The organism is Moorena sp. SIO3B2, assembly GCF_010692525.1.
GTDB classification, from domain to species: domain Bacteria; phylum Cyanobacteriota; class Cyanobacteriia; order Cyanobacteriales; family Coleofasciculaceae; genus Moorena; species Moorena producens.
This window is the reverse complement of the sequence record NZ_JAAHHE010000010.1, coordinates 66,841-79,665: the sequence shown is the minus strand read 5'-3', so window position 1 is coordinate 79,665 and position 12,825 is coordinate 66,841. Positions and strand designations below refer to the sequence as shown.

General features: G+C 42.4%; 10 protein-coding genes. 6 read left to right on the top strand and 4 right to left on the bottom strand.

Annotated features, from left to right (window positions below; all coding sequences use genetic code 11):
• The first annotated feature begins 9 nt into the window (after positions 1-9).
• The 5 genes from F6K38_RS04280 (at position 10) to F6K38_RS04260 (ending at position 7,506) form a co-directional block, all read left to right on the top strand.
• Positions 10-1,179: a DUF1822 family protein gene (locus F6K38_RS04280; RefSeq protein WP_287251134.1), complete on the top strand. Its 1,170-nt coding sequence runs from the start codon at positions 10-12 to the stop codon at positions 1,177-1,179.
• A 163-nt stretch (positions 1,180-1,342) separates the two neighbouring features.
• Positions 1,343-3,832 carry a CHASE2 domain-containing protein gene (locus F6K38_RS04275; protein WP_287356149.1) on the top strand — a complete coding sequence of 830 codons (2,490 nt, stop codon included), beginning with the start codon at positions 1,343-1,345 and terminating at the stop codon, positions 3,830-3,832.
• Between the two features lie 60 nt (positions 3,833-3,892).
• The gene (locus F6K38_RS04270; protein WP_287267786.1) at positions 3,893-4,582 is read left to right on the top strand and encodes a hypothetical protein; all 690 of its coding nucleotides are present in this window, start codon (positions 3,893-3,895) and stop codon (positions 4,580-4,582) included.
• A gap of 908 nt (positions 4,583-5,490) precedes the next feature.
• Positions 5,491-5,679 carry a hypothetical protein gene (locus F6K38_RS04265; RefSeq protein WP_131826974.1) on the top strand — a complete coding sequence of 63 codons (189 nt, stop codon included), beginning with the start codon at positions 5,491-5,493 and terminating at the stop codon, positions 5,677-5,679.
• Positions 5,680-6,195: 516 nt separating this feature from the next.
• Positions 6,196-7,506, top strand: coding sequence for a YeiH family protein (locus F6K38_RS04260; RefSeq protein ID WP_008189037.1), 1,311 nt, complete (start codon positions 6,196-6,198; stop codon positions 7,504-7,506).
• 244 nt (positions 7,507-7,750) lie between these two features.
• Here the strand turns inward: F6K38_RS04260 and F6K38_RS04255 are convergent, their stop codons facing one another.
• From F6K38_RS04255 to tsaB, 4 genes are all read right to left on the bottom strand, one after another.
• Positions 7,751-8,326 (bottom strand): Uma2 family endonuclease, encoded by a 576-nt coding sequence (locus tag F6K38_RS04255; RefSeq protein WP_287356146.1) that lies wholly within the window; start codon positions 8,324-8,326, stop codon positions 7,751-7,753.
• A gap of 82 nt (positions 8,327-8,408) precedes the next feature.
• Positions 8,409-9,404: an endo-1,4-beta-xylanase gene (locus F6K38_RS04250; RefSeq protein ID WP_287249389.1), complete on the bottom strand. Its 996-nt coding sequence runs from the start codon at positions 9,402-9,404 to the stop codon at positions 8,409-8,411.
• Positions 9,401-10,534 (bottom strand): DNA-processing protein DprA, encoded by a 1,134-nt coding sequence (gene dprA, locus F6K38_RS04245; protein ID WP_287356144.1) that lies wholly within the window; start codon positions 10,532-10,534, stop codon positions 9,401-9,403. Before dprA ends, F6K38_RS04250 begins: the two co-directional genes overlap by 4 nt.
• A gap of 167 nt (positions 10,535-10,701) precedes the next feature.
• On the bottom strand, positions 10,702-11,493 hold the full coding sequence (tsaB, locus tag F6K38_RS04240; protein ID WP_008189047.1) for a tRNA (adenosine(37)-N6)-threonylcarbamoyltransferase complex dimerization subunit type 1 TsaB: 792 nt from the start codon (positions 11,491-11,493) through the stop codon (positions 10,702-10,704).
• Here tsaB and F6K38_RS04235 point away from each other — a divergent pair.
• A complete protein-coding gene (locus F6K38_RS04235; protein ID WP_287296681.1) occupies positions 11,492-12,769 on the top strand; it encodes a valine--pyruvate transaminase in 1,278 nt (425 codons plus the stop codon). The genes tsaB and F6K38_RS04235 overlap by 2 nt on opposite strands.
• Positions 12,770-12,825 lie beyond the last annotated feature (56 nt).

Genomic DNA, 12,825 nt, shown 5'->3' with positions numbered 1-12,825 from the left:
ATGAAACTAATGAATAAGGATAGGACGGATTCCAGGGAGATAGCCCTTGCAAACCGAGAAGTATTTTGGCTAGAACCTGAAGACTTTGAGCAAGCGATAAAGATTAGTGAAAAAGTTAATAGTGAGGCCAAAAATTGTCCAAATTATCTAAATAGTTTAGCCTTATTTGGTTTTGAAAGATGGTTAGAAGAACGGGTTAAGCTGCCAATTAATAAGGATAAATGTTCGGTGTTTCAACCAGAGTATGCTAATCTGATTGAAACGGTATGTAATTTGAAAGTTGGTAATTTTAATCTGTGTATAATTGTCACGGAAACCCTCATATATCCAGGGGTTAATATACCAATAGCTGCTGTTGAATTACCAGAACTTGCCGCTCATTTTTATATCATAATTGAGGTGAAAGAAACCCAAGAACAGGGTATTATTAGAGGTATTTTACGTCACGACGAGTTGGTTAACTATCGCGAAACAGCTAACTTACCACAAGGTAACCGTAACTATAACTTACCTCTGTCTTTATTTGATCAGCAACCAAATCATTTACTGCACTACTTGCGTTGGTTAGATTCCCAAGAGATCACAATTCCAGTTGCTGATACTAAGCGTTCTGTTCAGGAAATCCTACCATTCTTTGCTGAAACAGCCATTAATACAGCAGAATGGCTGCGAGGAGAAATGGATGAGTTAGCAAGCTGTTTATCTTGGCAACTGCTTCCTGACTATACCTTTTCTAAGCCATCAATGCGTCGGATTAGTCCAGTATCGGATGAACCAGACAGATATCGAGCGATCGCTAAAGAGTTGAGAAGACAAAAAGGATTAATTGTTCCGTCTCATGCTCGTGGCTCTTACCAAACTGTTAATTTAAATGGCATTCTGTTCAAACTATGTGCTGTTACCTGGTTCATTTACCAGAAAGCACCAGAAGATACTCGAGAATGGGCATTGCTATTGCTAATCGAAGACTGTCTTGGTAATACACTTCCCCCTGGTATGAAGTTACGAATCAGCGAATTCACTGGTGTTGTCTCTGAAGCGATATTGGTAAATGAACGTTATCTCCATGTTGCAGTAGCAGGTAGGTGGAACCAAAAATTTGTAGCTACCATTTCTCTAAGTAATGGAGCCTCATTAACCCTACTTCCCTTCGCTTTTGATCCTGATAAATGTTTATGATATTTTAAGAGGGAGTAGGGAGTAGGGAGTAGGGAGTAGGGGGAATAAAAAAGTAACAAATTACCATTTTTAAATTGGAGCGAAGCGATGTTTCAAGCCCCCGACTTCATTTGTAGTATTTTTTTTAATTTTTAATTGATAATTTTGAATTGGAGCGAAGCGATTGACAACTAATCATCAAAGTAGTTTTAGACTAAATGTTTGGCAAGCTGATTCATCCTGTCTGTTTTATTTACGGGGTAATCACGGACAGGAAGTATCCGCAAAGTTGGACTATCCAGCTAAAGTAATAGACTGTTATGAAGAGTGGCGATACCTTTACCTCCAGTTTTACCCGAAATTGCGAGCCAGAGAATTATCCAGTGGTGCCATCACACCATTAGTGGATGACTTAGGACATGAATTAGAAGAAGCAAAAGAGATATTTCTGGATGTCTTTCAACGGTGGTTAGGTCAATTACAGACTATTCGAGAAACAATTCAACATCAAATTTTCACTATTGCTAGAAAGGAATCACAGTCAAAGAAGACAGCAGAAGCCTATCGAGAAGTAGCTATTTTTATAGCCTGCGATTCTGTGGAATTGGCACGGCTTCCTTGGGAAGCATGGCAGTTGCTTCCAGAGGATATCCCCAGTGGGAGAATTCGGATTACCAGGATTCCGATGACTACTCAGGGAGAAACAATAGCGCTAGATAATATGCGCCATGGGAAACCTCGGATTTTAGCGATTTTGGGGGATAATACAGATCTGAATTTGGAGAAAGATAAGCAGGCTCTTAAGTTGCTCAAAGGAGTTGCTCAAGTAGAGTTCTTTGACTGGCAACACCAAGAAGATGGGGTGAATCTTAAAGCAGCACTGGCGGCAGAAATAACCGATGAAAGGGGGTGGGATGCTCTATTTTTTATGGGTCATAGTGATGAAACAAAAGTTACTGATGGAAAATTAGCGATCGCGCCAGAGCAGTTGGTATCTATCAGTGAAATAAAGGAATACCTAACTACTGCTAAAAATCAGGGACTTCAGTTGTGCGTCTTTAACTCCTGTAATGGTCTAAAAATAGCGAATCGGTTGGCTGATTTAGGATTGCAAGTGGTGATCATGCGGGAGGAAGTTCATGATAATGTTGCTCATGTATTTCTCAAAGAATTTTGCAGCAGCTTAGCTCAGTATCAGGATGTCCAGGAAGCAATGCTGGCAGCTTGTCGCAATTTACAGGTAAGTGAAAAATTTGTCTATCCATCAGCTTACCTGATTCCTTCGTTTTTTAGTCCCTATGGTGCTAAGCCATTTCGGATTGAGCCTTGGGGTTACCAGAAACTACTTCAGCAGTGGCTACCTAAACCAAAAGAAGCGATCGCATTAGCTAGTGTGCTTTTACTGAGCGCTATGGTTCCTGTCCAAGACATGTTGCTAGATGGGCGAACCTTTGTTCAAGCTGTCTATCGTGATAGCACAAACCAGTTTCCTCGGGAGGGGTTATCCTCCGCGAAGCCACGCTCTGTACTGTTAATTGCTATTGATCAAGACTCAATCAATCAGGCGCAACTGGAGATTAAAGGCTTTAAAACCCAGCCGATGGAACGGGAATACCTTGGCAAATTAGTCAGACAACTCTCGAACTCAGGCGCTAAGGTAATTGGAATTGATTATCTGCTCCATACCCAAGAACCGAGAGAGGAAAAACTGGCTAGTGCGATTCAATCCGCTGTTAGTCAACAGGATACCTGGTTTGTCTTTGGGGTCAATCAGGATAAAAATCGCAAGGTGTTTCCGAAAATTGCTAGCCCTAAATGGAGTCTACAAGGGGATATTACCTTTTTCCGTTGGGATATGGAACTCCCGCAGGATGCCACCTGCAACAAGTCATGTCCTTTTGCCTATCTACTGGCTCTATCACACCAGTTGCACCAACAGCCAAACCACGGGATAGGATTAAATCCTAATTTTGAAAGTACCACCAACTTTCAGCAGCAAGTTAGTCAGTATCTTCAGCAAGTCAGTAGCCAGGATAATGCGATTGGCCGTAGGCCACGCTACGCGAACGCATCTGTTAAACCAAAGAATCTACCTTTAGCGATTGGCCGTAGGCCACGCTACGCGAACGCATCTGTTAAACCAAAGAATCTACCCTTAGGGATGCGCTATATTATTGATTTTTCTATTCCTCCAGAACAGGCTTATGAGCACAAGCCTGCTTGGGAATTCCTCAAAAGTGACTTTCCTAACATTCAGCAGCAAGTAGTTATCATTGCCTCTGGGGGATATGATGAAGCCGAGGATAATTTTTCCCTACCTCTAGCTATTGAATATTGGTGTGATCCACTGAATCGAACCAGAAAGCCACCAGATACTTGTCCCAAGGTATTTACCGGAGGTGAAGCCCATGCTTACATGGTTCACCATTTTTTATCGCAGCATACAATAAAATTAATTCCCGACAGCTGGATGATTCTATTAGCAGCATTGTCAGGAAAAGGAACAATGCTGCTACTGCTCCAGCAAAAGCCTCAAGAACGACAGCAATCAATATTGATATTATTTGGTGCTACAGCGGTCTATGGAATAATCGGACTACAGGCTTATATCTCAGCTTCTCTTTTAATGCCTATAGCTTTACCATCAATTATACTCTGGTTTTATATTATTTAGTTAATTATTAATTGGTAATTATTAATTTAATTTCCGGCAAGCCTTTAACATTTAAATCCTATGTATCGATTAATTAGAGTCTTTTATCTACTGCTAATTACTGGAACGATGAGTATTAGTTGTCCGACCTCATCAGTATCAATTGCAGCTTCGTTTACCAGTCAAGGGAATCAAGTACCGAAAGCAGTGAGTCAAACCAAACAGGAAACACAATCTGTATGGGCTAAGATCCGAGATATTTTTCGTAGGAAGAAGGATGAAGCAGGTACCCATGGAGAGTTTTGTTCAATTTCCCCTAATATTGCTGCCTATCGCACCTGGAGTGACCAACCTCTATTTGCTTGGGAAGGAAGTGTTAATATCATTCAAGTTCGTTCCTCTCGCAATGGACAAGCGTTATGGTCTTATCAGGTAAACGATAATCAGACTAGTGTTATGTACAATGCTGATGGTAAAGGTCAGCCACTTCAACGAGGTAAAGAATATTATTACTGGGTAGAGTACAACACAACGGATAATAATGGACAACTAATTACAGATACCGAAACTATTCCCTTTCAAGTTATGGGTGGTGAAGCGTATCAGATTATCCAAGCTGAATTGCCAGCTGAGCAGTTTCGAGATCAGCATGCGAGTTACTTTGCTGATCGCGATCTTTTCCTAGATGTGGTACGAGTGATTTCGGTGTTTGGGGACTTAGATAGTTGGAAAACTAATACTGAGGAATTATATCAAGAGTTTTGTGAGTAGTCAAGGACTAATTTATCTTAAAAATTACTGTAAAATAAATTAATATTACTCCTGACTCAAAGCTCCTCAATCGGAGGATAGTTTGTTATGTCAAAATCAGGTATTATCAGTCTTCACAATTCATAATTTTTAGTTTTCATAGTCTAACGAGACTAGGGCGTGTCTTCAAACTCCGAGATCCCCCGTTGGTCCCCCTTAAAAAAGGGGGACTTTGAGTATGGCTCCCCCCTTAATAAGGGGGGCTGGGGGGGATCTAATATCTTGCGGAAAACTTTGAAAACACGCCCTAGTCTTAACTACAGGAATTAGACGTAAGCATTCAGCCGTCAGCCGTTGGCCTTTGGCCACGCTACTTGAGGTGCCGTCAGCCGTCAGCCGTTGGCCTATGGCTGATAGCTGAATGCTGAATGCTGATAGCTGAATGCTGAATGATGAATGCTGAATGCTGATAGCTGAATGCTGAATGCTGAATGCTGATAGCTGAATGCTGATAGCTGAATGCTGAATGCTTACAATTAGACAGCAAATCGACTTGTAGTGTTCTACTAGCTATAGTTTTTTTTGAATAGTTTTGCCTAAGTCCTAAACTAGTTTCATATTTCCTTAAAGCTCTCTTAACAAAACCATTAATTATATTGATAATAACTTGATGCACGTTGTCCGGAACACCTGATAAGATCGTTCTAATCAACGTCAAGATTGTTTTTACAGAAACCTGGAACGGCATAGGAAGCTATAGTTATCAACATTCATTGAGGGGTTTGAGGGAGCTCCTGAATTATATTAGCGCTGTTAGTTCTAACCTCTCGTTGCTAGATAATTGATCAACTACCAATCTAATCAGCCATTAAAGTTAATTCTTGTTTGAACAGTCAGTAGTAACCAAATGTAGTCGAGATAATCTAAAAATGAAAAAAAAACTGGCCAAAATTGTTAATACTGCAGTCACCAGTGTTGCTCTTTGTATTGCGATCGCATGTTACGTTTATAAAGCAGAGGCTGCTCCTGTGTTTCGGAATATTTCCTGGGAAGGAATTAATGGGTTGAGAGTTGAATTTATGTTCAGGTTCGACCAGCAGTTTGTAGTGGGATTTTAAGATAAACCCTCCTAAATAGCCTCAAAAGTAGATCCAGAGCTAGGTAATAGTCCATCAGCAGTATCTCCTTCTCTTGATGCAGTCGCTGCTCCACGTGGGTTTCAGTCATTTTGGTAGCGCCGACGTATTTCCGAGATCTTGCACCATTGTCATTAATCGTAGGCTGGGCAGTGCCTACCAACGCCCTTTGCAAGGTTCATGATCTGTGGTGCACTGCCCACCCTACATGAACCTTGGGTTTCAGTCATTTTGGTAGCGCCGATGTATTTTCCTAGCTCTGCTTCGCTTTTAGGGGATTTCGAGTCTAGAGCCTTTGAAAGTACCACTAGGAGCAATCGTCACCGTTAATAAACTATAGCGCTGTGCCCAGGGAATAGGAAATAGTTACAAAAACAGACCCCGGCGCGGGGAGATGTCCATCTCCCCATCTGCATCTTAGCGTGCTACTTTTATGAATTGGTATTATGTATTGATATTATTTCGGTGGTGGCTTCCAGGGTAAAATAAAATCTACTAATGAGTCAAACAAAATGGTCTAACTTCTACAAATTAGAAGACTGGTGGTCTGTATGGATTGGTCTGCTGTTATTGGGGACGGTGTTTAGTGGCATCATAACCGTTGTGCCAAAGATGCCTAAATGGAAAGGGATAGATTTCTTATCGGCACTCCCCTGGGAATTGTTTCCTAAACTGGCATTGCTCGCCATTGGTTTATGTGCTCTGTTTACCCTTGGCAACCTGGTAATGAAGGGCAAAGAAGGCAGAAACATGATACCAGGCTTTTTGGTTATCTTTCTCTTGTCAGTTTTATCCTATATACTTGGGAATTCACAGACCGCTAAAGCAATTAACCTCGGCTATGCTTTCTGGGCATTGTTGATTGGACTAATCATCAGTAATACGATTGGTACACCAAGGTGGATGATGCCAGCGGTGCGTACTGAATATTACATCAAGACTGGCTTAGTGATTCTCGGTGCAGAAATTCTCTTTAACCGAATTGTCGAATTCGGACCCTATGGTTTAGCGTCCGCTTGGCTGGTTACGCCTATTGTGATCATATTTATGTATCTGTTTGGTACTCGGGTTCTGAAAATGCAGCAGAAATCACTGGTGATGGTAGTCGCCACATCCACATCAGTGTGTGGTGTATCAGCCGCTATTGCAGCAGCAGCAGCCTGTAAGGCTAAGAAAAACGAGTTGACTTTAGCTGTAGGGATGACTCTCATTTTTACTGTTGCCATGATGGTGATCATGCCCTTGTTTGTCAAGGCTGTAGGTATGAATGAATTAGTCAGTGGTGCATGGCTGGGGGGAACCATTGATTCTACTGGCGCAGTTGTCGCTGCTGGTGAAACAGTAGGGGAAATTGCTGGTCAAGCAGCTGCTTTAGTTAAGATGATTCAAAATATGCTGATCGGAGTGATAGCTTTTGCGATCGCTTTATTTTGGGTGTTTTTTATAGAGCGCGAGCCAAATGCTCCTAAACCACAACTGAGGGAATTATGGGTACGTTTGCCCAAGTTTATCTTAGGTTTTATAGCTGCTTCTCTGTTAGTATCCTTTGTTTGTATTCCCTTGATGGGGATGGATACAGTTAAAAACATTCTTAGTCAAACCAAGATCTATCGTGGCTGGCTATTTTGTATCGCATTTTTGTCCATTGGTCTAGACTCGAACTTTCGGGATTTAGGAACACAACTTCAGGGTGGTAAACCCATGATTCTTTATTTGGTAGGGCAGAGTTTTAACATTGTCCTGACTTTGGCTATAGCTTGGCTAATGTTAAGCGGAATTATTTTTCCTATACCGGAGTTAGCACAGTGATAAACACTATCCGAAAATCCCTAATCTTTTTGATTAGTATTTGCTCACTTCCGCTACTACTGTGGTTATTGAATAGCTTGATAGTAGGTGGTTATTTGGGGTCGAGCGTACAGGATATATACGAAAACGAGAGTGATGCTTCAGGAATTTTCTGGACAGATGTAGAGATACTATCTCATGATTAGCCTATTCAACTATAGCAGTTATCTATTGAGTTGGTAACTGCTATGGATAGCAGAATATATCATATAATTTCTGATAAATCTAACGTAAATTCAGGCAAAACATCTTCTCCTGATAATGTTTTCGGAGATTGGATAATTTCTACATCTTGATTGGGACGATAAATTTCCACAACCTTATTTTGCGGATCAATTAACCATCCTAATCTAGCGCCATTTTCCATATATTCTCGGAGTTTAGCTTGCACCATTTTCAGGGAATCACTGGGAGAACGCAATTCGATCACAAAATCAGGACATAAAGGAACAAATTTATCCTGTTCTTCTGATGTTAACCCTTCCCAACGCTCTCGTTTAACCCAAGACGCATCAGGAGAACGATTTGCTCCATTAGGCAGTTGAAATCCTGTATTAGAGTCAAATGCAACACCAAGTTTCATTTGACTGCTCCACAATTCTAGTTGAGTCGATAGTTTAATATTTCGTCTACCTGTATTTCCTCCCGTAGGTGACATTATGATTAAATCTCCTTCAGAGGTGCGCTCAAATCTTAAATCCCTGTTATCTTGACAAAGCTGAAAAAATTGTTCGTCACTTAAATTAATAGTTAATTCGAGGGTATCAGGTAAATATACCATGTTAATTACCTCCAAAATTATAGAATATTTTTATGAAATAACAAGTACAATTTAAGCTATTTTTACTTTTATTTTTGACTTTTTAAGCCTCAATTTTCAAAACCTCCACCATCGCGTGATAAGCAGCTTTAGGACGATAGGAGTTATCGAAAGGTAGAGGAGAATCTGGTTTACCAAAGAAATCCGGAATCCAGGAATGATGATCTGCAAATTCCCAAGTTAAAAAGGCTGTACAATTGGGAGCCTCTAGACAAACTTGGAGGATATCTCGATATACCTTTGTCTGAGCAGCCACCCGTTCTTCTTGTGTGCCGCTACCATCATGGATTTTTACGTCCATCTCGGTAACCTGAACCTGCAATCCCAACTCACCCAGACGCTTCATGTTTGCTGCTATGTCTTCTGGCTTGGGAGGATTTTGAATACTAACGTGCATCTGAAAGCCAATGCCGTGAATTGGGACATCCCGTTGCCGCAATTCTTTGACCATGGCATAAATTGCATCTGACTTTGCCCCAAGTCCTTCTCCACCGTAGTCATTATAAAACAACGGAACTGTGGGGTCAGCTTCATGAGCCCAGCGAAATGCTAACTCAACGTATTCTGGTCCAATGCCGAGCAACCAAATTGTATCTCGTTTCCTTTGTCCTGCTGAGTCTTGGTCTGCTACCGCTTCATTGACCACATCCCAAGCTGCTAATTGTCCCCGATAGTGACCAACAACAGTATGAATATGTTGTCGCAGGATATGGATTAACTCTTCCGGTGTCCATTGTCCGTGGGTTAGCCACCAAGGCACACTATGATGCCAAACTAGATTATGACCGCGCACCTGCATCTGATTGGCTTTCGCAATAGCTACAAAGTTATCAGCAGCTTCAAAATTATAGTGATGGCGTTGGGGCTGTAGCGCCTCAAACTTCATGATATAAGTTGGTGTCACCATGTTATATTCACGCATCAACACCTCCCGATAACTAGGATCTTCCCGCAACGGTTCCATGGACACTCCCGTTCCAATCGCCAATTTGCGCTTTTGTGCCAACGAACGTAAATTAGTGTTATTTGTATTCATCATTGAGCTATCAATTTTCGATATCGCATGCCTGGTGACTGAGACACTAATCCCATTAGTTCCAACTGTAACAAGGCACTGGATACTGAGCCTGCTTCTAAAGCTGCTTGCTGGACAATGATATCGAATGAGGTTGGTTCAAATGCGATCGCATCCAACACTTTTGCCAATGCTGGCTCTAAGGTCGGTACAGGTAAAGCGGGTAAAGGTTGTTCTATAGCGGAGTGGGGGTCAAGTTCTGGAATAGCTCCTAGCATTTCCAACAAGTGACCTTCACTTAAAATTACATGGGCACCCCGATTTAACAGTCCCAAACAACCGATAGAATTGGGATTATCTAAGGAACCTGGTAGTGCATAGACATCCCGACAGAACTCATTGGCGAGCCTAGCAGTAATTAGCGCTCCGGACTTATTAGGCGCTTCCATCACTAAAACTGCACGGCTTAAACCAGCAATAATCCGATTGCGTTGGGGAAAGTTGGAACGTGCGGGTTTGGTACTGGCTGGATACTCGCTGATTACCAATCCCTGTTCTTGAATTTGTTTATAAAGATAACTATTGCTCAAGGGATATACCACATCAAGACCAGTTCCCAACACTGCTATGGTTCTACCACCCGCTTCCAGACACCCACGATGGGCTTGTGTATCAATTCCCACTGCCATACCGGACACCACTGTAAAACCATGCTTAGCAAGGGTAGCACTGATTTTACGAGTCCAACGTTTACCGTATTCGCTGGGATTGCGGGTACCCACAATCCCAACTATCGGCTTGCTACCGTAATTTTCTGCTAGATCAACTACTCCGCTATAGTATAGCCTTGGGGGAGGACTAGGAATTTCTAGTAACAAGCGGGGATACTCTCCATCCGCTGGTGTCCAGAAACAAGGATTTTTGACCAAGTGTTGCTCAAGTAGCTGTTCCGGTAAGTATTGCCCACGCATTTTCACTACTCTTTCGATCAGCCGCACCCCGAACCCCTCAACTGCTCCTAACTCTGAAGCTGACGCTTTCCAAGCCTCTGCCAGAGTTCCAAACTGTTGGTGTAGCCGTTGGAGCAATACTGATCCGATACCGGGAACTTCTGACCATGCTAGCCAGTACGCACGTTCTTCTTGCTTGGTCAATCGCTTCGCTCCAATTATAAATTATCAATTCAAAATCAAAAAATACCTCATCAATCCAATTATAAATTATCAAAAAAAATTCAAAAATACTCCATAAATTCAATTATAAATTATCAAAAAAATATAATTTTCTTAATTCTTAATTCTTAATTCTTAATTCTTAATTCTTAAACTGGATGCTGTCCATAAAACGGCAGTACTTCTGACCAGTTGGGGCGCTTTCCCTGTTGCCAATCGAGATAAGCAAGTTCCAAGACACCCCTAGCATAACTCCCTAAATTGGCCGGAGCCTCTAGCAATCGTAATGGTGTTTCTAAGGTATCCAAAACTTGTTTCCATTGATCTGAAGTCATGACAGCATCTGGTAAAATCTTCCTCAGCCCCAAACCAGCTATTGATGGCTGATAGATGGCGGTATACAGCTGACCCCGTTGGGCAGGCATTTGAATAGCAATCTGAGTGCTTAGTGATAAGTTTTGAGTGCTAATTGCTGATTGCTGATTGCTGATTGCTGATCCCGAGTTGTCTTGATACATAGCTCCCTCTTCCCCCTCTTTCCCCTCTTCCCCTAACCAGGCGATCGCTGCCAGTGTAGAAATGCCAAACAGGGGAATATCTAACTGTTGTGCTAGGGTACGAGCAGTAACTATACCGATACGGGTACTCGTAAAGCTACCTGGTCCAATAGCTACCGCAATGAATTCTAAGTTTTCCCAACTTTGGGAATTCAGAAATTCAGTCAAGTGCTGATGCAATTGGGCAGACAACTCTCGCCCTAAGTCCCAAGTTTGGCAGCGGGTATCCTTGGCAAAGTTACTGATCACCAGCCCCAGTTGAGGACTAGTGGTGTGAAGGGCAAGAGCATATTTGTTTGGTTCGAGAATCGGCATTTTGGTATGATTTTCGATTGGAGAAGCTTGATCAAGTATCCTCAAAGCCAAAAGGTTATCACTATCCATGGATCCTACCCTGACTCAAATTGGGACTCAGATGTCCAAACTGACTGGTGTCCGAGCGATTATGAAAGATATTATCGAAACCCTACGAGCTGGTCAGGGACAAGATTGGATTAATCTCAGTGCAGGGAATCCAGTGATTTTGCCAGAAGTCGAGCAACTTTGGCGCGATTGTACGGCACAACTGTTGGCTAGCTCAGACTACGGTGAGGTGATTTGCCGCTATGGGTCATCTCAAGGATACCAGCCTCTGATCGATGCGATCGCAAAGGATTTCAATCAACGCTACGGTCTTTCCCTAAGCGATCGCCATATCCTGATTACTCCCGGTTCTCAATCCATTTACTTCTACGCCGCTAACGTTTTTGGTGGCTACACCAGCAGCGGCCAACTCAAACAAGTTGTCTTGCCCCTTTCTCCAGAATACACTGGCTATGGAGGAGTAAGCTTGACTCCAGAAGCAGTATATGCATACAAACCTACTCTGGAAATTAATCACGAGCAACACCGCTTTAAGTATCGCCCTGATTTCAGCCAATTAAAGATTAGCCAAGAGACTGGCTGTGTAATTGTTTCCCGTCCCTGTAATCCCACTGGCAATGTTATCACCGATGAAGAAGTAATCAAAATTGCCGAAATAGCTACACCATTCAATGTGCCAGTGTTGATTGACGCAGCTTATGCTCCACCGTTTCCAGCACTGAACTTTACCGAAATGACACCAGTCTTTCGAGACAATATCATCCACTGTCTGAGTTTATCAAAAGCTGGACTACCAGGGGAACGGGTTGGTGTAGCCATTGGAAATCCCAAGCTAATTAGCATTTTGGAATCCTTCCAGACCAATCTTTGTATTCATTCGTCCCGCTATGGACAAGCTATTGCCGCAAAAGCGATCGCATCTGGAGCACTCCCCGAGATTGCCACTAATGTGATTCGCCCCCACTACCAGAAAAAGTTTGTGACCCTTGAACTTACATTAGACAAATCTATGCCCAAAGACTTGCCTTGGTTCTTGCATCGGGGTGAAGGAGCTATCTTTGCTTGGTTGTGGTTACAGGATTTGCCAATTACCGACTGGGAACTGTACCAAAATTTGAAGCAGGTGGGTGTGATTGTTGTGCCTGGGAGTACATTTTTCCCCGGCTTACGAGAAGACTGGTCTCACCAGCAACAGTGCATTCGCATCAGCCTTACCGCTACTGAAGAAGAAATTGAAATTGCCATGCAGCGTTTAGCAACATTGGTCGAGGAAGTCTATCGGATTGGGTCAGGTTAGTGTTTCCGTTGGAGATAGTGTTTCCGTTGGAGATGTTGTGATCATCTAACAGCGTT